Genomic DNA, 17,598 nt, shown 5'->3' with positions numbered 1-17,598 from the left:
CCTCCTAAATTAGACTCTTCTGCGTTTTGGTGGACGGCATCCGTTATGCGGAACCGGTGTTACGTCACGGATACTTGTTACTTCAAGACCACATGCCTGAAGGGCACGGATTGCAGCTTCACGTCCGGAACCTGGTCCTTTAACCATAACATCAACAGTTTTTAAACCATGAATTAAAGCAGCTTTTGTTGCAGTCTCTGCTGCCATCTGTGCTGCATAAGGAGTAGATTTCCTTGAACCTCTAAATCCAAGACCACCAGCACTTGCCCATGAAAGAGCGTTTCCTTCGCTGTCTGTCAGAGTAACAATTGTATTGTTAAAAGAAGACTGGATATGTGCCTGTCCGTGTTCAACGTTTTTCTTTACACGACGTTTTGTAGTCGCTTTTCTGGTTGCTTTTGCCATTTTAAAACTAACCTACACTTTCCTTTGATTATAAATTAATAAGCTTCTTGTCTAAGGAAGTTCGATTCACTAAATTCAGCCTTCGTTATTACCCGGCTTCATTCAGCGTCGTCGAACAAAATACGTACTAAATTCATGCTGCGCTTAAAAGCTTGCATTTATTAAGCACTTTATTTTTTCTTATTAGCAACGGTTCTCTTAGGACCTTTGCGTGTTCTTGCGTTTGTTTTGGTCTTCTGGCCACGAACCGGAAGTCCTTTACGATGACGGATACCTCTGTAGCATCCGATCTCCTGCAGTCTCTTGATATTCAGAGCGATTTCACGACGAAGATCACCTTCTACCATCATTGTCTCATCAATGACAGCACTGATTTTCTTTACATCATCGTCTGTCAGGTCTCTGACACGAATGTCAGGATTTACGCCTGCCTGAGCAAGGATTTTGTCTGCGCTTGCTCTACCAATACCATAGATATAGGTAAGGCCGATTTCGATACGTTTTTCTCTTGGTAAGTCTACACCAGCTATACGAGCCATGTACTGTTTCCTCCATTTTCTTTTTGAAAGTATTCTGAACGGTACCACTTGCAGTCTCGCAAGGTGAAATGGGGCACTTCTTCAAAACCTTTCTGATTTTCTAGTTTCCTAATTGGGGTGCCTCGGTAAAACACCCAGTCGTCTTTGGCGAAAGAACGACCTTTCCGAAATTGTGTCCTCACGGACGCTGTTGCCTCTCGGTATTAGGCAATACATGCTTCTTTAATAAGATATTAAAACAGTTCGAACAACCCTTCCGGGTGTATCAAACTGCAGCCGCACGTTTCACAAACTGTCGGATCAACCCTGACGCTGTTTGTGTTTTGGATTTTCACAGATTACTCTGATAGATCCTTTTCTTTTGATGATCTTGCATTTTTCGCAGATCGGCTTTACAGATGATCTTACTTTCACTGGAAATCCTCCTTTTCCGTAATATAGGCTTGAATCTGCAGTTCATACACGCCTCAGCGCGTACATATGATATATTAACATTCGAAATTACAAATTGCAAGTATTATTTTACATTTTCTTTAATTTTTTTATTTCAGTTTTTCTTTAATTCTTTTCCATTCAGGCTCACTTCCACCAGCTCGTCTTCCTTATAAGACAGTTTCAGAGAAAAGAAAGGCTCTTCATCTTTAAGAAGCTTCAGAAAAATCTTATCACCCTCCCACAGATTCAGCTCCATAAGATGCGACTTCGGAACCCACTCCATAATGCCTTCCTCACAGTCATGAAATTTTCCTTCAAACTCATCCGCAGTGTAGAGACACATATATTCCGTCCCAAAACCTTCCTGTGAAAATGTAACGATCCCACGAAATCTCCACGAAAGAAGTGTAAGCCCTGTCTCTTCCTTCACTTCCCGAAGAAGGCATTCCTCCGGACTCTCTCCCGTCTCAAAATGTCCACCGACACCGATCCACTTGCCCGCATTCACATCATGCTTCTTTTTGATCCGGTGCATCATCAGATACGAATCATTTCTTTCTATATAACAAAGACTTGTCATCGGACTCTTCATGAAAATCCCCCTTTTCTTTCGGCTCAACCTGCATATATCGGTAACCCAGAATACAGAATACAGCCTATAGTCAACACCCTTCATGCTACCACAACCCAGAACTCCTCTTATTATTTCTTAACGAAAAAACTCCCCCTGCACCAGACGTGGCCAACAGGGGGAGTGTGAGGGGGACAGCGGCCTTCGTAACTCTGAGCCTGTCCCCCTCACGGTCTTATTTATCTCGCCAAATAATACGACCTTTGGAAAGGTCATATGGAGAAAGTTCAATTGTTACTTTATCTCCAGGAAGAATACGGATAAAATTCATACGCAGCTTTCCGCTGATATGTGCCAGCACTACATGCTTGTTTTCAAGTTCTACTTTGAACATCGCATTAGGCAGCTTCTCTAATACAGTACCTTCCACTTCAATTACGTCTGCTTTTGACATTATAAACCTCCTGTGTCACCTGTCATTTTGTAAGAGTCAGAATTTCCGGTTCTCCATCCGTGATCAGAATGGTATTTTCATAATGTGCAGAAAGAGATCCGTCCATTGTTACAACTGTCCATTCGTCATCCTCCCACGCAACATCTGCGCGTCCAAGATTGATCATTGGTTCAATTGCAAGTGTCATACCCGGCATCAGTTTGATGCCTCTGCGCTTCTGCGGGAAGTTCGGTATCTGCGGATCTTCATGAAGATGAGTTCCGATTCCGTGACCAACCAGATCACGAACAATACCATAATTGAATTTTGCAGCATACGCACCAATTGCTTTTGAAACGTCATTCAGATGATTTCCTGCTTTTGCGAATTTGATTCCCTCAAAAAAGCTCTGCTTTGTAACTTCCATAAGCTGTTTTGCTTCCGGAGATACTTCACCGACTGCATAAGTACGGGCAGCGTCTGAATGATATCCTTTATAGATCAGTCCGGCATCGATCTTAACAAGATCACCTTCCTGAATAATTTTCTGTCTGGACGGGATCCCATGAACCACTTCATCATTCAGACTGATACAGAATGATGCTGGAAAGCCCTGATAATTTTTAAAGTTCGGAATACAACCCATGGAACGGATCATGTCCTCTCCGATGCGATCCAGTTCTTTTGTGCTGATTCCCGGCTTAATATGAGAAGCCAATTCATCGTGAACCTGTTCCAGTAAATGACCGGCATGTCTCATAAGCTCAATTTCATGTTCTGACTTGATTGAAACTGACATCTTTATTCTCCCAAGATTTCAACGATTGCCTTAAACACTTCATCCAGTGCGCAGGTTCCGTCTACAGTCTTTAAAACACCCTGCTTTGTGTAGTAATCGATCAGTGGCTGTGTCTGTTCATGATAAACCTTCAGACGTTTGGAAACTGTTTCCGGTTTGTCATCATCACGGAGTACCAGTGCTTCTCCACAGGTATCGCAAATATTTTCTTTCTTTGGTGCAGCATACACGATATGATAAGTTGCTCCGCACTTCAGGCAGGCTCTTCTGCCGGACATACGGTTTACAATGTTTTCATCCGGTACATCTACATCAATTGCATAATCAATTTTGCTTCCCAGTTTCTCAAGCGCTGCTGTGAGGCATTCTGCCTGAGGAATCGTCCTCGGAAATCCATCCAGTACGTATCCGTTCTTTGCATCATCCTGCTGAATTCTGTCTACTACAAGATCACAGGTTAATTCATCTGGTACCAAAAGCCCCTGATCCATATAAGTTTTCGCTTTTTTACCCAATTCTGTACCATTTTTGATGTTTGCGCGGAAAATGTCTCCTGTTGAAATATGCGGAATACCATATTTCTCGGCAATCTTCTTTGCCTGAGTTCCTTTTCCGGCTCCCGGTGCACCCAACATAATAATACGCATAAAAAATACCCTCCTTTTCTTTATGAAGCAAAAACAAAAAAGGCTGTGATGCTTTCACACCACAGCCTTCGTTTTAGCTGTTCAGAAAGCCTTTGTAATTGCGGACAAGCAACTGAGACTCGATCTGGTTCAATGTTTCAAGAACAACGCCAACAACGATGATGATAGATGTACCACCGAAGGAAACATTTGCTCCGAATACGCCATTGAAGAAGAACGGAATTACTGCCACAATAATCAGGCCTACCGCACCTATAAATATAATATAATTAAGCATATTAGTCAAATAATCTGATGTAGGTTTTCCTGGACGTATACCCGGGATAAAACCACCCTGCTTTTTGATGTTGTCAGCAACTTCCAGCGGGTTAAATGTAATGGATGTGTAGAAATATGCGAAGAATACGCAAAGTACTACATATACCAGAAGCCCCCAGCTGTACTGCGGCTGAGACGGGTTACACCAGTTACTTGAAGAGAGACCTCTCAGGATTTCGCTTCCAATGCCAGTTCCATTTGCCTTTCCTGCAAACTGTGCGATAACACCAGGGAAAGACATAATAGAAGAAGCAAAAATGATCGGAATAACACCAGCAGTGTTAACTTTCAGAGGAATATTAGTGGTCTGACCACCCATCATCTTCCTACCTACCATCTTCTTGGAATACTGAACAGGAATTCTTCTCTCTGCTCCATTAAGAATAAGGACAAATACAACTACTACCATAATGATTGCAAAAATAACCACTCCTGCAAGCATTCCTTTTGCAATTGTTTTTCCCTTAATAAAGTTCTCATAAAGAGTTGTCATATCACTTGGGATTCGGGATACGATATTTACTGCAAGTACAATAGAAATACCATTTCCGACACCTTTTTCAGTGATACGCTCACCGATCCACATCAGCATCGCGGAACCGGCTGTCAGGCTGACAATTACTACAACACCCTTTAAGAAGCTCATATCTTTAACGATATTTCCACGGGCAAAACCGACTGTCATCGCAATTGACTCAAAAAGAGCAAGACCAACTGTGACATAACGGGTAATTGCAGTCATTTTTTTTCTTCCCTCTTCACCATCTCTGTGCATTTCCTCCAGAGCAGGAATCGCAATCGTGAGAAGCTGAATGATAATGGAAGATGTAATGTATGGTGTGATATTCAGTGCAAATACAGACATACTCTCAAAAGAGCCACCGGTGAAAGCATCAAAGAAATTGAATGCATCACCGGTATTACTCTTGAACCACTGTTTGAAAACGCTGCTATCCACACCCGGGATGGGAAGCTGTGAACCGATTCGGATGATGAAGATCATCGCTAACAGATACAACAGCTTACGACGCATCTCTTTTACTCTAAAAACATTTTTAAGAGTCTCAAACATTAGATCACCTCTACTGTACCACCTGCAGCTTCGATTTTTGCTTTTGCGGTTTCGCTGACAGCATTTACTTTAACAGTAAGTTTCTTTGTCAGTTCACCATTTCCAAGAATTTTAACACCGTCTCCGGCTTTGGAAATTGCTTTGCTAGCCAGTAAAGCGTCTACTGTAACTTCTGTACCGTCTTCAAAACGATTAAGAACATCTACATTGATTGCAATGATTTCTTTAGAGTTTCTGTTCTTGAAACCTCTCTTCGGAAGACGTCTATATAAAGGCATCTGTCCACCTTCAAATCCCGGTTTCTTGTGTCCGGAACGAGCTAACTGTCCTTTATGTCCTTTTCCGGCTGTTTTGCCGTTTCCGGAACCATGTCCACGGCCTCTTCTGAAGTTATCACTGTGTTTAGAACCTTCTGCTGGTCTTAAGTTTGATAATTCCATCTTTGGCACCTCCTTTTATTATTCGATCTCTGGAAATTATTATGCTTCTTCTACTTTTACAAGATGCTGAACCTGCTGGATCATTCCTCTTGTAGCAGCATTGTCAGGCATTTCAACTGTTTTGTGCATTTTGGTAAGCCCCATAGCTGTTACAGTTTTTTTGTGTTTCGGAACTGCACCGATTGGAGACTTAACAAGTGTAACTTTTAATGTGTTTGCCATTATTTTGTCCTCCTTATGCCAGAATCTCTTCTACAGATTTTCCGCGAAGTTTTGCAACTTCTTCCGGAGTTTTCAGTTTGCTCAATCCTTCGATGGTAGCCATAACAACGTTCTGTTTGTTTCTGGATCCCATACATTTTGTACGGATGTTTTTGATTCCTGCAAGCTCAATAACTGCACGGGCCGGACCACCAGCGATAACACCGGTACCTTCCGGAGCACGTTTCAGAAGCATTTCAGCGCTTCCGAATTTACCTACATAGTCATGAGTAATGGAATTGTTTTCATCTCTTGCAACTGTAACCAGTTTTTTCATGGCATCTTCTTTTCCTTTGCGGATTGCTTCCGGAATTTCAGCTGCCTTTCCTAAACCTGCACCAACATGTCCGTTGCCGTCACCTACTACAACTAAAGCTGTGAAACGGAAGTTACGACCACCTTTAACAACCTTGGTAACACGTTTGATTGACACTACTTTATCTTCTAATTCTAACTGACTAGCATCAATAAGATTATGTTTCATGTGTCTTTTCCTCCCTTTTAGAATTTCAGCCCAGCTTCTCTTGCTGCGTCTGCCAGTGCCTTAACTTTACCGTGATAGATATAGCCTCCTCTGTCGAAGACAACGCTTTCGATACCAGCTTCAACTGCTTTCTTTCCGATTACAGTTCCGAGGTATGCTGCTGCTTTTACATCATCAGTATTTTCAAGTTCAGCTTTTACATCTTTCTGAAGAGTAGAAGCAGATACTAAAGTTTTTCCTACAGTGTCATCAATGATCTGTGCATACATATGCTTGTTGGAACGGAATACTGCCAGTCTAGGAGTAGTAGCTGTTCCATTGAGATGATGACGGATTCTTCTATGTTTTTTCTCGCGAATTTCCGCTCTGGATGCTTTGTTAATCATATTCTCACTCTCCTTATTTATTTCTTACCAGTCTTACCAACTTTACGTCTGATAACTTCATCAGCATACTTGATACCTTTGCCTTTATATGGCTCCGGTCTTCTCTTATCTCTGATTTCAGCTGCGTACTGGCCAACTTTTTCTTTGCTGATACCGGAAACAATGATCTTGTTTCCATCAACTTTAGATTCCAGACCTTCTGGATCTTCCATCTCTACCGGGTGAGAATATCCCAGAGAAAGAACAAGTTTCTTGCCCTGTTTCTGTGCTCTATAACCTACACCGTTAACCTCAAGCTCTTTTGTGTAGCCTTCGCTTACACCAACAACCATGTTGTGGATAAGGCTTCTGGTCAGACCGTGTAATGCTTTCATTTTCTTAAGATCGTTTGGTCTTGTAACTACTACATGACCATCTTCAACTTTGATTTCCATTTCTGTCGGAAGCGCTCTTTCAAGTGTTCCTTTTGGGCCCTTAACGGTTACTACATTACCTGCAGCTACGCTTACTTCAACGCCTGCCGGAATAGCTACCGGAAGTCTGCCGATTCGTGACATAATATTGTCCTCCTTACTTAGATTGTCGGAGAGAAATAAATCCTCTCTGTTTTCAGTCATTTCTTCATCTATCAATGAACAAGGAAGTTCCGTTCACTAAATTCAGACTGCGCTTACGCTTGTCTTCATTAAGTTCCTCGGAACGACCTTCTCACTAAATTCATGCAGCGCCATCAGGCGCAGCATTCATTAAGTGTTCTAGGTCTACCAAACAAATGCGAGTACTTCGCCACCAACCTGAAGTTTACGAGCTTCTTTATCAGTGATAACACCTTTGTTTGTAGAAAGGATTGCGATACCAAGTCCGCCAAGTACTCTCGGAAGCTCGTCTTTACCAGCGTAAATACGAAGACCTGGTTTGGAGATTCTCTTAAGTCCTGTGATGATCTTATCGTTCTTTGTTTCACCATATTTCAGGGTGATGTGGATGGTCTTGAATGCGCCATCTTCAACTAAGTCGTATTTTGCAATGTATCCTTCGTCTACAAGGATGTTTGCGATTGCGATTTTCATTTTGGATGCCGGAACATCTACTGTGTCATGTTTTGCAGTGTTAGCGTTACGGATTCTTGTAAGCATATCTGCGATTGGATCACTCATTGTCATGTTAGTTTCCTCCTAATTTTCTCTCTTTTCAGACTTTACATGATTTATACTGTAACATTAATCTTATCAAATTTGCACCTCTTCCCTCAGCAAAACTCAACCTTCGTTAAGATTCGGGAAGGGCCTCACACTAAATTCATGCTGCGCTTAACAGCTTGCATTCATTAAGTGTTTCCGGCCTACCAGGAAGCTTTTTTAACACCCGGGATCTGGCCTTTGTAAGCCAGCTCACGGAAGCAGATACGGCAGATGCCGTATTTTCTCAGGTATGCATGTGGACGTCCACAGATTCTGCAGCGGCTGTATTCTCTTGTGGAGAATTTCTGTTTGCGCTGCTGTTTGATTTTCATTGCTGTTTTAGCCATTCGAATTCTCCTCCTTATTTAGCAAAAGGCATATTGAACTGAGTTAACAGCTCACGAGCCTCTTCGTCTGTCTTAGCAGTTGTAACGAAGATGATATCCATACCTCTTACTTTGTCTACCTTATCATACTCAACTTCAGGGAAGATCAGCTGTTCTTTGATTCCCAGTGCGTAGTTTCCTCTGCCATCAAAAGCGTTTGGATTTACACCACGGAAGTCACGTACACGAGGAAGAGCAAGGTTGATAAGACGATCAGCGAACTCGTACATCTTCTCGCCTCTTAAGGTAACCTTACAACCGATTGGCATACCCTCTCTGATTTTGAAGTTAGCCACAGATTTTTTAGCTTTTGTTGCGATTGCTTTCTGTCCTGTGATCAGTTCCATATCAGCGATTGCAGCATCAAGAAGCTTTGCATTTTCTTTGGCTTCACCAACACCCATGTTTACTACGATCTTTTCGAGTTTTGGCACTTCCATAACATTTTTGTATCCGAATTTTTTGGTCATGGCATCCATGATCTCATTTTTGTAAAGGTCTTTTAATCTACTCACCTGTCATGCCTCCTCTCTTAATTAATCGATAACTTTACCTGTTGCTTTAGCAACACGAACTTTTTTGTCTCCATCCATCTGGAATCCAACTCTTGTTGCTTTTCCATCTACAACGAGCATTACGTTGGAGATGTGAAGAGCAGCTTCTTTTGTGGAGATTCCGCCAGCCTGATTTGCTGCTGATGGTTTGTTGTGCTTTGTAACCATGTTGACATTCTCAACGATTACGGTGTTGTCTTTTACGTTAACGGCAAGAACTTTTCCTTCTTTGCCTTTATCTTTTCCAGCGATTACTTTAACAGTGTCGCCTTTTTTAATTTTCATAGCTGACATTAGGCACCCTCCTATAATACTTCCGGAGCTAAGGAAACGATCTTCATGAATTTCTTCTCACGAAGTTCTCTGGCAACTGGTCCAAAGATACGTGTTCCTTTCGGAGTTAAATCGTCTTTAATGATTACGGCTGCATTTTCATCGAAACGGATGTAAGATCCGTCTTTACGACGAGCGCCTTTTTTTGTACGAACAACAACAGCTTTAACTACATCGCCCTTTTTAACAACACCGCCTGGTGTTGCATCTTTAACAGTAGCAACAATAGTATCACCGATGTTAGCATATCTTCTTGTAGAGCCACCCATAACACGAATACAAAGGATTTCTTTTGCACCAGTGTTGTCGGCAACTTTCAGTCTTGTTTCCTGCTGAATCATACTGGTTTCCTCCTTATTTCACTTTCTCTACAATCTCAACCAGTCTCCATCTTTTGTCCTTGGACAGCGGTCTGGTTTCCATAACTTTAACGGTATCACCGATATTGCACTCATTATTTTCATCATGAGCTTTAAGTTTATATGTTCTCTTTACGATTTTTTTGTAAAGAGGATGTTTTACATGGTCTTCGATAGCAACTACAATGGTCTTGTCCATCTTATTGCTGACAACCTTACCCACACGGGTCTTTCTCAGATTTCTTTCCACGATTATTTCCTCCTATATTCACTATTTCGCAGCGTTAGTCTGCTCAGTGATTACTGTCTGGATTCTGGCAATATTTTTGCGAACCTCTTTGATTCTGCTTGTATTGTCCAACTGATTGGTTGCATTCTGAAATCTCAGATTGAAAAGTTCTTTTTTAGCAGCTACTAATTCTTCATTTAATTCTGCAGCTGATTTTGCTTTTAAATCTTCTACGAATTTATTAATTTTCACTGTTATCACCGCCTTCTAAGTCTGCACGAGAAACGATTTTACATTTACATGGTAACTTGTGCATTGCAAGACGTAATGCTTCACGAGCGATTTCTTCAGAAACGCCTGCGATTTCGAACATTACACGTCCTGGCTTAACAACTGCTACCCAGTATTCAAGGGATCCTTTACCAGAACCCATACGTGTTTCTGCTGGTTTCGCTGTTACTGGTTTATCCGGGAAAATCTTAATCCAAACCTGACCACCACGTTTGATATAACGTGTCATGGCAATACGGGCTGCTTCGATCTGGTTAGATCTGATCCAGCAAGGCTCGGTTGCAACAAGACCGAATTCACCATAATTGATTTTATTACCTCTAAGGGCTTTACCTCTCATGGAGCCACGGAACTGTTTACGACGTTTTACTCTTTTTGGCATTAACATTATTTATCGCTCCCTTCCTTATTTCCTTTAGTAGGAAGTACTTCACCGTTGTATACCCAAGCTTTTACACCAACTTTTCCGTAAGTTGTGTCAGCTTCTGCAAATCCATAATCAATGTCAGCACGAAGTGTCTGAAGCGGAATAGTTCCTTCGCTGTAGAACTCTGTACGAGCCATATCAGCTCCACCAAGACGTCCGGATACGGATGTTTTGATTCCTTTTGCTCCTGCTTTCATCGTTCTCTGCATTGTAGATTTCATAGCACGTCTGAAGGAGATACGGTTTTCAAGCTGCAGTGCGATGTTTTCGGCAACGAGCTGAGCATCTCTGTCCGGTCTCTTAACTTCTTTGATATCTACGATGAGTTTCTTATCTGTGTATTTCTGTAATTCAGCTTTAACTTTTTCGATCTCAGAACCACCTTTACCGATTACGATACCCGGTTTAGCAGTATAGATGATAATCTTAACTCTGTCAGATGCTCTTTCGATTTCGATTTTGGAAACACCTGCGCTGTAAAGTTTTTTCTTTAAAAATGTTCTGATATTGTAGTCTTCAACAAGATAGTCTGCAAAATCAGCTTCTGCATACCATCTGGAATCCCAATCCTTGATAACACCGACTCTAAGGCCATGTGGGTTAACTTTCTGTCCCATGCTTTTCCTCCTTATCTTTCATCCAGCACGATGGTGATATGGCTTGTTCTCTTTTCGATTCTGTAAGCTCTACCCTGTGCTCTTGGCTGAATACGTTTCATTGTAGGTCCTTTGTTTGCATAGCACGCTGCAACGTAGAGGTTATCTGCGCTCATTCCGTTATTGTTTTCTGCGTTTGCGATTGCTGACTCAAGCAGCTTCTTCAGAACGCTGGAAGCGTATCTTGGATTGTATGTCAGGATACCAAGTGCTGTCTGCACATCTTTGCCACGAATTGCATCTAATACATAGCAGGCTTTCTGAACAGAAATTCTTGCATAAGATAATTTTGCAGACGGTCTTGTCTCTCTATTACTCTCATTTCTGGCTCTCTTAATCTGGCTTCTATGTCCCTTTGCCATTTTTAAGTGCCTCCTTTCGATTTATTCAATATCTGGAATCCGCCATGCTGTCCCCATCGGGACAACAGGCAGTTAATTTTAGTTAATGATTAATTCTAGCGAACGCCGGATTTCTTTTCGTCTTTTCCGTGTCCTCTGTATGTTCTGGTTGCTACGAACTCACCAAGTTTATGACCAACCATATCTTCTGTGATGTATACCGGAACATGTTTTCTTCCGTCATGGACTGCAATTGTATGTCCTACGAAGGACGGGAAGATAGTGGAACGACGTGACCATGTTTTGATCACGGATTTATCATTTGCAGCATTCAGAGCGTCAACCTTTTTAAGCAGGCTTGCGTCTGCGAAAGGTCCTTTTTTCAATGAACGAGACATTCTGTACCCTCCTTATTATTTTGATAAAGCTTTTCCATCGCGTCTTCTTACGATGAGCTTGTTGGACTGTTTGTTTTTCTTTCTGGTCTTCAGACCAAGAGCAGGTTTGCCCCATGGTGTACACGGACCTGGGCGACCGATTCCGGTCTTTCCTTCACCACCACCATGCGGATGGTCATTCGGGTTCATTACGGAACCACGAACTGTAGGTCTGATTCCCATGTGACGTTTACGTCCAGCTTTACCAATGTTAACGAGGTTGTGATCACCGTTACCAACAACACCGATAGATGCGCGGCATACAAGCGGAACCATTCTCATTTCACCTGAAGGTAATCTTAATGTTGCATATTTGCCTTCTTTAGCCATCAGCTGTGCACCGTTACCGGCGGAACGAACCATCTGTCCGCCTTTTCCAGGATGCAGCTCAATGTTGTGAACCATAGTACCAACCGGGATAAGTTCCAGTGGCAGGCAGTTTCCTACACGGATTTCTGCTTCCGGACCGTTCATAACTTTCTGTCCGACTTTCAGTCCTTCCGGTGCAAGGATGTATGCTTTTTCACCATCTTCATAGCAGATCAGAGCAATGTTTGCTGTTCTGTTCGGATCGTATTCGATTGTCTTAACAGTAGCATGGATTCCATCTTTTCTTCTCTTGAAGTCGATGATTCTGTATTTTCTTCTGCTTCCGCCTCCGCGGTGTCTTACAGTGATTTTACCCTGGTTGTTACGTCCAGAGTTTTTCTTCAGAGATACAACTAAGGATTTCTCAGGGGTGCTTGTTGTGATCTCAGAGAAATCAGATCCAGTCATATGTCTTCTGGAAGGTGTATATGGGTTATAGGTTTTGATTCCCATGATGTTTCTCCTTTCGAATTTCTTATCGTGCTTTCGTGCACATAGTCATTTAAGAAAGCTGAGGATTACAGTCCCTCGAAGATTTCGATGTCTTTGCTTTCTTCTGTCAGAGCTACGATCGCTTTTTTAGTTTTAGCTGTTTTACCAACTGTCACACCGCGACGTTTTTTCTTACCATCCATATTCATGGTATTAACGCTCTTTACTTTTGTTCCTTCGAACATTTTCTCTACAGCCTCTTTGATCTGAGACTTATTTGCTTCCGGATGAACCAGAAAAGTGTATTTTTTCTCACCCATGACATTCATGGATTTCTCTGTGATTACAGGCTTGAGAATTACATCATAATATTTAATATCTGCCATTATGCGTATACCTCCTCAATGGATGCAACTGCGTCTTTAGTAACCACTACAGTACTGTGTTTCATAACATCGTATACATTGATAGTGTTTACAGTTGCAGTCTGTACATCTGCAATGTTTCTTGCAGAAAGAACTACGTTCTGATCATCACCAGCAGTTACGATAAGAGCTTTTTCTGCTTTAAGGTTTGTAAGAACCTTCTGCATTTCTTTTGTCTTAACTTCTGCAAGTGCAAGGCTGTCTACAACAACCAGTTTATTATCCTGAACTTTGGAAGTCAGAGCGGATTTCAGAGCTGCTCTTCTTTCTTTTTTGTTCATTTTTACTTCATAATCTCTCGGTACCGGAGCGAATACTACACCGCCGCCAGTCCACTGTGGTGCACGGATGGAACCCTGTCTAGCATGACCTGTTCCTTTCTGTCTCCACGGTTTTCTTCCGCCGCCGCTTACTTCAGAACGTGTTTTTGCTTTCTGAGTACCCTGGCGATTATTTGCAAGCTGACGAACAACAGCAAGATGAACAAGATGCTCGTTGATTTCTACTCCGAACACTGCATCGTTCAGTTCCATTGTTCCAACTTCATTGCCTTCCATATTATAAACTGTTACGTTTGCCATTCTGATGCTCCTCCTTTCTCATTATAAAGACTTTACTGTCTCTTTGATGGTCACCAGAGATTTCTTAGGTCCTGGAACAGCACCTTTCACTAACAGTAAATTGTTTTCTGTGTCTACGCGAACGATCTCAAGGTTCTGTACTGTAACCTGTACATTTCCCATGTGACCCGGCATGTGTTTTCCTTTGAATACTTTACTCGGATCGGAGCAAGCACCATTGGAACCAGCATGACGATGATATTTGGAGCCGTGAGCCATAGGTCCTCTGGACTGTCCATGTCTCTTGATAGCGCCCTGGAAGCCTTTACCTTTGGAGATTGCAGTTGCATCGATGTGATCGCCGTCTGCAAAGATGTCAGCTTTAATTTCCTGTCCTACTGTGTATTCTGCAGCATTTTCAAATCTGAATTCTTTAACGAATCTCTGTGCTGCCACACCAGCTTTGTCAAAGTGACCTTTTTCCGGTTTGTTAACCAGTTTTTCTCTGATCTCGCCGTAGCCAACCTGAACTGCAGCGTATCCGTCGTTTTCCTCTGTCTTAACCTGAGTTACAACGCATGGACCAGCCTGTAAAACGGTTACCGGAATTAACTGGCCGTCTTCATTGAAGATCTGAGTCATTCCGACTTTAGTAGCTAAAATAGCTTTCTTCATTTCTTTCTTCCTCCTTATAGCGGATTACCATAAAGGCAATCATATAGTTTTTTGAAACGCCCGAAAGGGCATTTAAAACGAGTTTAAAAAATTATTTGTTTTTCATCTTGATATCGATGTGAACACCTGCCGGCATTTCCAGTCTGGAAAGTGCATCAACTGTTTTCTGGGTTGGTGTCATGATATCGATAAGTCTCTTATGAGTTCTCTGCTCGAACTGTTCTCTGGAATCTTTGTATTTGTGAACAGCTCTTAAGATTGTAACAACTTCCTTCTTGGTAGGAAGCGGAACCGGTCCGCTAACAGTTGCTCCGTTCTTTTTAACAGTCTCGATGATTTTTGCTGCTGATGCATCTACTAACTGATGATCATAAGCCTTTAAAGTGATTCTCATTACCTGATTTGCCATAAAAAAAGTCTCCTCCTATTCGTACTCAATTATGCAGTACGACAAGCGGCGACTGTACACATCTCCGTGTGTGTCTTTCGACTTCTTTACACACGTCCATCCCGTCGATGGTTTCTGAACTTGTACAGTGACTTGTCGTCAGTTTCCTAACTTGACATTCGCTCCACGGAAAACCCGCTATCTCTTAGCGGCAACCTCGCGCTTCATTGCTATCATGTCACAGCAAGGATTATTATACACAAGACATATCACTTATGCAAGTCCTTTTTTTATTTTATTTTGTATTTTTATAAATACAATTTAAGCGGTGCAAGATCATCTCTCACACCGCTTTCTTCTATATTAATATAGTAGTTTTATTCTTCCTCTTCCTCGTCGCCGCCAATGACGTCAGAATAATCAAATAATGTAACCTTTGTAATGGAATCCCTGACTATATCCGGTGCATCGCCCTCTTTTCTTGCTCTGTTGGCAAGCTGAGATGCTGTTCTTCGTGGAATAGCAAGTTTTTTGATTTCAACAGGTGATTCCTCTTCGATTTCTTCCTCCGGAATTTCTTCTTCAGAAACAATTGGTTCCGCCGCTTCCCCTGATATTTCAGGATAACCTTCAGGTGCTTCTGTTTCTTCTTCGGCTGTCGCTGCTGCAATTTCCTTTTTCAGAAGTTCATGTGCCTCACTTGTTGCAACCTGTAAATTTTCTGCCGGGCGAACTGTTTCTTCCGGTTCGTCATCAAAATCATCTTCGTCGATCTCATCTACAAAACCACCGGTACGGATCTTCTTTTTTTTCTTCTCTTCCTTTTTGGATTTCTTTTTCTTTTCTTTTGCATTCTGGAGAAGTTCTTTATCTTCCTGTTTCATACGTTTCGCACGGGCTTTTTCTTCTGCTTTCAGCTCACGAGATGATTTCACATGTCGTGTATCTCCCTGAAGATCTTCGTATTCATCATCTTCCGGATCTTTTCTCCAGAGCTCTGCGATAACATATAATATAATAAGAAAGAGAATTACAAGTCCAAGAACGATCAATCCTTCAACGCTCTCCGTTGCCACCAGTAGATATCCAACGAACGGGATCGTGATCACAATCTTCGGCACCCAGTTCTTAACGGAAACCGTAATGCTCTCCTGTGCAGAAGTTGTTGTATCAATCACGGTACCTGTATTATTTTCTTTGTTTACGCTCACAAGATTGTATTTGTAGGTTTTGCCATCTTCCTGTACAAGAATCGGAGAACCGGCAGTCACTTCCTCGGTTCTTACCGGAATCGCATAAGTTACAGATCCCAGTGGCAGGTTTGTCGCCTTATCCGTTGAATCCATGATCACGGTACGTACTCCAAAGAATGGTGGAAGCGCCAGTCCAAGGACACATACGATCGTACATATAACTGCAAAGTGTACAATAAACTTCAAAAATTTTGACATTGGTATCTCCTCGCTTTGGTTTACCTTTATGAAAAGCATTGCACTGGAATTGGTCTCCTTCCGGCAATGCTCTTTATCTGTGATTCGATAATTACTGATTACTTAAATAATTTTCGATGCTCTCCATTGCCGCTTCTTCATCTTCCCCATTTGCAGAAAGCGTAATTTCTTCACCGGCATCCAGTCCTAAAGTCATCATCCCCATAATACTCTTAGCATTGACTTTTTTTCTGCCAATCTCAACATAAATCTCGCTGTTGAACTGACTCGCCACCTGTACAAGCTGAGCAACCGGACGAGCTTCCAGTCCTGTCGATAAATGAATGGTGATCGGTTTTTTAATCATAATACTTCCTCCTCGTTTGTCCGCAGTTCATCCGCTATTTCACTCAGTTTGCGAAGCCGGTGATTCACGCCTGACTTGCCCACCTGTGGACTTAACATCATTCCTAATTCTTTTAGTGTAGCTTCCGGATACTGTAATCTCAGCTCTGCAATTTCCGCAAGACCTTCATTTAAATTATGAAGCCCTGTCTTTTCTTTGATCAGTCTGATATCTTCGATCTGTTTGACTGCCGCACTAACTGTTTTATTGATATTTGCTGTTTCGCAGTTTACTTTCCGGTTGACAGAATTACGCATTTCCTTAAGAATACGAATATTCTCAAGATTCATCAATGCAACATTTGCTTCCATGATTGCCAGCATATCCACAATCTGTGCGCCTTCTTTCACATAGACCACATATGACTTCTTGCGCAGCACGATCTTTGCATCAATCTGAAATGTATGGATGATATCCCGTAAATTCTCCGCCTTAGCTTCATCCTGACATACGATTTCAAAATGATATCCTTTCTCCGGATCGCTGATCGAACCGGATGCAAGAAAAGCACCCCGTATAAACGCACGCTTACAGCAATTCTGCTGCGTGATCAGTCCGTTCTCCGGAAGCAAAGTTCCTCTGTCAGCCTCATTCACCGAAAGCTTCGTCCCCTGAAGTACATTCTGTACCTGCAAAGGATCTGTAATCTCTATATGATATACATTTCCTTTTTTGAGCAGACCACTCTCGCGAATTGCTATTTCTGTATCTATATTAAATGTTTTTTGCAATAAAGTAAAGTACTTTCTCACCACGGCATCATTTTCCGTCTGAAACCGCAGACTTCCATCCTTTGTGATGCGGCCGCATGCACTGAGAAGTGCTGCTGTTTCCGCAATCCGGCAATGCCTCGCCGTACTTGTCTGTCTGGAAAGTTCTTCTTTCACCATCCCTGAAAAAGACAATTTCCATTCTCCTTTTGTGCTGCT

32 protein-coding genes are annotated in these 17,598 nt (G+C 42.1%); all 32 read right to left on the bottom strand.

What is annotated here, in order from left to right:
- Positions 1 to 9 precede the first annotated feature (9 nt).
- Positions 10 to 405, bottom strand: coding sequence for a 30S ribosomal protein S11 (gene rpsK / locus H8Z79_RS03045; RefSeq protein WP_015542266.1), 396 nt, complete (start codon positions 403 to 405; stop codon positions 10 to 12).
- Positions 406 to 575: 170 nt separating this feature from the next.
- Positions 576 to 944, bottom strand: a complete 369-nt coding sequence (rpsM, locus tag H8Z79_RS03040; protein WP_015542265.1) for a 30S ribosomal protein S13 — start codon at positions 942 to 944, stop codon at positions 576 to 578.
- A gap of 300 nt (positions 945 to 1,244) precedes the next feature.
- Positions 1,245 to 1,358: a 50S ribosomal protein L36 gene (gene rpmJ, locus H8Z79_RS03035; protein WP_003497809.1), complete on the bottom strand. Its 114-nt coding sequence runs from the start codon at positions 1,356 to 1,358 to the stop codon at positions 1,245 to 1,247.
- 133 nt (positions 1,359 to 1,491) lie between these two features.
- The gene (locus H8Z79_RS03030) at positions 1,492 to 1,971 is read right to left on the bottom strand and encodes an NUDIX hydrolase (protein WP_182279236.1); all 480 of its coding nucleotides are present in this window, start codon (positions 1,969 to 1,971) and stop codon (positions 1,492 to 1,494) included.
- 214 nt (positions 1,972 to 2,185) lie between these two features.
- Positions 2,186 to 2,404 carry a translation initiation factor IF-1 gene (gene infA, locus H8Z79_RS03025; RefSeq protein WP_005428560.1) on the bottom strand — a complete coding sequence of 73 codons (219 nt, stop codon included), beginning with the start codon at positions 2,402 to 2,404 and terminating at the stop codon, positions 2,186 to 2,188.
- Positions 2,405 to 2,426: 22 nt separating this feature from the next.
- Positions 2,427 to 3,182 (bottom strand): type I methionyl aminopeptidase, encoded by a 756-nt coding sequence (gene map, locus H8Z79_RS03020; RefSeq protein ID WP_005428549.1) that lies wholly within the window; start codon positions 3,180 to 3,182, stop codon positions 2,427 to 2,429.
- Positions 3,183 to 3,184: 2 nt separating this feature from the next.
- Positions 3,185 to 3,829 carry an adenylate kinase gene (locus H8Z79_RS03015; protein ID WP_015542263.1) on the bottom strand — a complete coding sequence of 215 codons (645 nt, stop codon included), beginning with the start codon at positions 3,827 to 3,829 and terminating at the stop codon, positions 3,185 to 3,187.
- Positions 3,830 to 3,902: 73 nt separating this feature from the next.
- Positions 3,903 to 5,219, bottom strand: a complete 1,317-nt coding sequence (gene secY / locus H8Z79_RS03010) for a preprotein translocase subunit SecY (RefSeq protein ID WP_118039830.1) — start codon at positions 5,217 to 5,219, stop codon at positions 3,903 to 3,905.
- Entirely contained in the window at positions 5,219 to 5,659 is a 441-nt protein-coding gene (gene rplO / locus H8Z79_RS03005; RefSeq protein ID WP_015542261.1) for a 50S ribosomal protein L15, read from the bottom strand. Before rplO ends, secY begins: the two co-directional genes overlap by 1 nt.
- Positions 5,660 to 5,698: 39 nt before the next feature.
- Positions 5,699 to 5,881, bottom strand: a complete 183-nt coding sequence (gene rpmD / locus H8Z79_RS03000) for a 50S ribosomal protein L30 (protein WP_015542260.1) — start codon at positions 5,879 to 5,881, stop codon at positions 5,699 to 5,701.
- Positions 5,882 to 5,894: 13 nt separating this feature from the next.
- Entirely contained in the window at positions 5,895 to 6,404 is a 510-nt protein-coding gene (rpsE, locus tag H8Z79_RS02995; protein WP_015542259.1) for a 30S ribosomal protein S5, read from the bottom strand.
- 17 nt (positions 6,405 to 6,421) lie between these two features.
- Complete coding sequence (gene rplR, locus H8Z79_RS02990) at positions 6,422 to 6,790, bottom strand: 50S ribosomal protein L18 (protein ID WP_015542258.1); 369 nt, start codon at positions 6,788 to 6,790, stop codon at positions 6,422 to 6,424.
- Between the two features lie 17 nt (positions 6,791 to 6,807).
- Positions 6,808 to 7,347, bottom strand: coding sequence for a 50S ribosomal protein L6 (gene rplF, locus H8Z79_RS02985; protein WP_015542257.1), 540 nt, complete (start codon positions 7,345 to 7,347; stop codon positions 6,808 to 6,810).
- Positions 7,348 to 7,551: 204 nt separating this feature from the next.
- The gene (gene rpsH / locus H8Z79_RS02980) at positions 7,552 to 7,953 is read right to left on the bottom strand and encodes a 30S ribosomal protein S8 (protein ID WP_015542256.1); all 402 of its coding nucleotides are present in this window, start codon (positions 7,951 to 7,953) and stop codon (positions 7,552 to 7,554) included.
- A 179-nt stretch (positions 7,954 to 8,132) separates the two neighbouring features.
- Positions 8,133 to 8,318, bottom strand: coding sequence for a type Z 30S ribosomal protein S14 (locus H8Z79_RS02975; protein WP_005424988.1), 186 nt, complete (start codon positions 8,316 to 8,318; stop codon positions 8,133 to 8,135).
- 14 nt (positions 8,319 to 8,332) lie between these two features.
- Positions 8,333 to 8,872, bottom strand: a complete 540-nt coding sequence (gene rplE, locus H8Z79_RS02970; RefSeq protein WP_118039831.1) for a 50S ribosomal protein L5 — start codon at positions 8,870 to 8,872, stop codon at positions 8,333 to 8,335.
- Positions 8,873 to 8,893: 21 nt separating this feature from the next.
- The gene (rplX, locus tag H8Z79_RS02965) at positions 8,894 to 9,205 is read right to left on the bottom strand and encodes a 50S ribosomal protein L24 (RefSeq protein ID WP_015542255.1); all 312 of its coding nucleotides are present in this window, start codon (positions 9,203 to 9,205) and stop codon (positions 8,894 to 8,896) included.
- Between the two features lie 11 nt (positions 9,206 to 9,216).
- The gene (rplN, locus tag H8Z79_RS02960) at positions 9,217 to 9,585 is read right to left on the bottom strand and encodes a 50S ribosomal protein L14 (protein WP_005424985.1); all 369 of its coding nucleotides are present in this window, start codon (positions 9,583 to 9,585) and stop codon (positions 9,217 to 9,219) included.
- A 13-nt stretch (positions 9,586 to 9,598) separates the two neighbouring features.
- On the bottom strand, positions 9,599 to 9,853 hold the full coding sequence (gene rpsQ / locus H8Z79_RS02955; RefSeq protein ID WP_008707264.1) for a 30S ribosomal protein S17: 255 nt from the start codon (positions 9,851 to 9,853) through the stop codon (positions 9,599 to 9,601).
- 21 nt (positions 9,854 to 9,874) lie between these two features.
- On the bottom strand, positions 9,875 to 10,084 hold the full coding sequence (gene rpmC, locus H8Z79_RS02950; protein ID WP_118039832.1) for a 50S ribosomal protein L29: 210 nt from the start codon (positions 10,082 to 10,084) through the stop codon (positions 9,875 to 9,877).
- Positions 10,074 to 10,511 (bottom strand): 50S ribosomal protein L16, encoded by a 438-nt coding sequence (gene rplP / locus H8Z79_RS02945; protein WP_015542254.1) that lies wholly within the window; start codon positions 10,509 to 10,511, stop codon positions 10,074 to 10,076. Before rplP ends, rpmC begins: the two co-directional genes overlap by 11 nt.
- Positions 10,511 to 11,167 carry a 30S ribosomal protein S3 gene (rpsC, locus tag H8Z79_RS02940; protein ID WP_005424980.1) on the bottom strand — a complete coding sequence of 219 codons (657 nt, stop codon included), beginning with the start codon at positions 11,165 to 11,167 and terminating at the stop codon, positions 10,511 to 10,513. The genes rplP and rpsC overlap by 1 nt, the downstream gene beginning before the upstream one ends.
- Before the next feature lie 11 nt (positions 11,168 to 11,178).
- Entirely contained in the window at positions 11,179 to 11,568 is a 390-nt protein-coding gene (gene rplV, locus H8Z79_RS02935; RefSeq protein WP_005424978.1) for a 50S ribosomal protein L22, read from the bottom strand.
- Between the two features lie 95 nt (positions 11,569 to 11,663).
- On the bottom strand, positions 11,664 to 11,945 hold the full coding sequence (gene rpsS, locus H8Z79_RS02930; RefSeq protein WP_015542253.1) for a 30S ribosomal protein S19: 282 nt from the start codon (positions 11,943 to 11,945) through the stop codon (positions 11,664 to 11,666).
- 15 nt (positions 11,946 to 11,960) lie between these two features.
- Positions 11,961 to 12,806 carry a 50S ribosomal protein L2 gene (gene rplB / locus H8Z79_RS02925; protein WP_118039833.1) on the bottom strand — a complete coding sequence of 282 codons (846 nt, stop codon included), beginning with the start codon at positions 12,804 to 12,806 and terminating at the stop codon, positions 11,961 to 11,963.
- A gap of 65 nt (positions 12,807 to 12,871) precedes the next feature.
- Entirely contained in the window at positions 12,872 to 13,171 is a 300-nt protein-coding gene (gene rplW, locus H8Z79_RS02920) for a 50S ribosomal protein L23 (RefSeq protein ID WP_015542251.1), read from the bottom strand.
- The gene (gene rplD, locus H8Z79_RS02915; RefSeq protein WP_015542250.1) at positions 13,171 to 13,791 is read right to left on the bottom strand and encodes a 50S ribosomal protein L4; all 621 of its coding nucleotides are present in this window, start codon (positions 13,789 to 13,791) and stop codon (positions 13,171 to 13,173) included. Before rplD ends, rplW begins: the two co-directional genes overlap by 1 nt.
- Before the next feature lie 21 nt (positions 13,792 to 13,812).
- A complete protein-coding gene (gene rplC, locus H8Z79_RS02910; RefSeq protein ID WP_015542249.1) occupies positions 13,813 to 14,445 on the bottom strand; it encodes a 50S ribosomal protein L3 in 633 nt (210 codons plus the stop codon).
- Positions 14,446 to 14,536: 91 nt separating this feature from the next.
- Positions 14,537 to 14,854, bottom strand: coding sequence for a 30S ribosomal protein S10 (gene rpsJ, locus H8Z79_RS02905; protein ID WP_118039834.1), 318 nt, complete (start codon positions 14,852 to 14,854; stop codon positions 14,537 to 14,539).
- Between the two features lie 356 nt (positions 14,855 to 15,210).
- Positions 15,211 to 16,284, bottom strand: coding sequence for a hypothetical protein (locus H8Z79_RS02900; RefSeq protein ID WP_118039835.1), 1,074 nt, complete (start codon positions 16,282 to 16,284; stop codon positions 15,211 to 15,213).
- Between the two features lie 91 nt (positions 16,285 to 16,375).
- Positions 16,376 to 16,630 carry an HPr family phosphocarrier protein gene (locus tag H8Z79_RS02895; protein ID WP_015542246.1) on the bottom strand — a complete coding sequence of 85 codons (255 nt, stop codon included), beginning with the start codon at positions 16,628 to 16,630 and terminating at the stop codon, positions 16,376 to 16,378.
- Positions 16,627 to 17,574, bottom strand: a complete 948-nt coding sequence (whiA, locus tag H8Z79_RS02890) for a DNA-binding protein WhiA (RefSeq protein WP_118039836.1) — start codon at positions 17,572 to 17,574, stop codon at positions 16,627 to 16,629. The genes H8Z79_RS02895 and whiA overlap by 4 nt, the downstream gene beginning before the upstream one ends.
- Positions 17,575 to 17,598 lie beyond the last annotated feature (24 nt).

This window comes from Blautia intestinalis, assembly GCF_014297355.1.
GTDB classification, from domain to species: domain Bacteria; phylum Bacillota; class Clostridia; order Lachnospirales; family Lachnospiraceae; genus Blautia_A; species Blautia_A intestinalis.
Note: the sequence above shows the minus strand (reverse complement) of the source record. Positions and strands in the feature narration are given on the sequence as shown.

Coding starts and splice junctions, on each gene's coding strand:
- rpsK (WP_015542266.1), bottom strand. CDS start 405: ATGGCAAAAGCAACCAGAAAAGCGACTACAAAACGTCGTGTAAAGAAA.
- rpsM (WP_015542265.1), bottom strand. CDS start 944: ATGGCTCGTATAGCTGGTGTAGACTTACCAAGAGAAAAACGTATCGAA.
- H8Z79_RS03030 (WP_182279236.1), bottom strand. CDS start 1,971: ATGAAGAGTCCGATGACAAGTCTTTGTTATATAGAAAGAAATGATTCG.
- infA (WP_005428560.1), bottom strand. CDS start 2,404: ATGTCAAAAGCAGACGTAATTGAAGTGGAAGGTACTGTATTAGAGAAG.
- map (WP_005428549.1), bottom strand. CDS start 3,182: ATGTCAGTTTCAATCAAGTCAGAACATGAAATTGAGCTTATGAGACAT.
- H8Z79_RS03015 (WP_015542263.1), bottom strand. CDS start 3,829: ATGCGTATTATTATGTTGGGTGCACCGGGAGCCGGAAAAGGAACTCAG.
- secY (WP_118039830.1), bottom strand. CDS start 5,219: ATGTTTGAGACTCTTAAAAATGTTTTTAGAGTAAAAGAGATGCGTCGT.
- rplO (WP_015542261.1), bottom strand. CDS start 5,659: ATGGAATTATCAAACTTAAGACCAGCAGAAGGTTCTAAACACAGTGAT.
- rpmD (WP_015542260.1), bottom strand. CDS start 5,881: ATGGCAAACACATTAAAAGTTACACTTGTTAAGTCTCCAATCGGTGCA.
- rpsE (WP_015542259.1), bottom strand. CDS start 6,404: ATGAAACATAATCTTATTGATGCTAGTCAGTTAGAATTAGAAGATAAA.
- rplR (WP_015542258.1), bottom strand. CDS start 6,790: ATGATTAACAAAGCATCCAGAGCGGAAATTCGCGAGAAAAAACATAGA.
- rplF (WP_015542257.1), bottom strand. CDS start 7,347: ATGTCACGAATCGGCAGACTTCCGGTAGCTATTCCGGCAGGCGTTGAA.
- rpsH (WP_015542256.1), bottom strand. CDS start 7,953: ATGACAATGAGTGATCCAATCGCAGATATGCTTACAAGAATCCGTAAC.
- H8Z79_RS02975 (WP_005424988.1), bottom strand. CDS start 8,318: ATGGCTAAAACAGCAATGAAAATCAAACAGCAGCGCAAACAGAAATTC.
- rplX (WP_015542255.1), bottom strand. CDS start 9,205: ATGTCAGCTATGAAAATTAAAAAAGGCGACACTGTTAAAGTAATCGCT.
- rplN (WP_005424985.1), bottom strand. CDS start 9,585: ATGATTCAGCAGGAAACAAGACTGAAAGTTGCCGACAACACTGGTGCA.
- rplP (WP_015542254.1), bottom strand. CDS start 10,511: ATGTTAATGCCAAAAAGAGTAAAACGTCGTAAACAGTTCCGTGGCTCC.
- rpsC (WP_005424980.1), bottom strand. CDS start 11,167: ATGGGACAGAAAGTTAACCCACATGGCCTTAGAGTCGGTGTTATCAAG.
- rplV (WP_005424978.1), bottom strand. CDS start 11,568: ATGGCAAAGGGACATAGAAGCCAGATTAAGAGAGCCAGAAATGAGAGT.
- rpsS (WP_015542253.1), bottom strand. CDS start 11,945: ATGTCTCGTTCATTGAAAAAAGGACCTTTCGCAGACGCAAGCCTGCTT.
- rplB (WP_118039833.1), bottom strand. CDS start 12,806: ATGGGAATCAAAACCTATAACCCATATACACCTTCCAGAAGACATATG.
- rplW (WP_015542251.1), bottom strand. CDS start 13,171: ATGGCAGATATTAAATATTATGATGTAATTCTCAAGCCTGTAATCACA.
- rplD (WP_015542250.1), bottom strand. CDS start 13,791: ATGGCAAACGTAACAGTTTATAATATGGAAGGCAATGAAGTTGGAACA.
- rplC (WP_015542249.1), bottom strand. CDS start 14,445: ATGAAGAAAGCTATTTTAGCTACTAAAGTCGGAATGACTCAGATCTTC.
- rpsJ (WP_118039834.1), bottom strand. CDS start 14,854: ATGGCAAATCAGGTAATGAGAATCACTTTAAAGGCTTATGATCATCAG.
- H8Z79_RS02900 (WP_118039835.1), bottom strand. CDS start 16,284: ATGTCAAAATTTTTGAAGTTTATTGTACACTTTGCAGTTATATGTACG.
- H8Z79_RS02895 (WP_015542246.1), bottom strand. CDS start 16,630: ATGATTAAAAAACCGATCACCATTCATTTATCGACAGGACTGGAAGCT.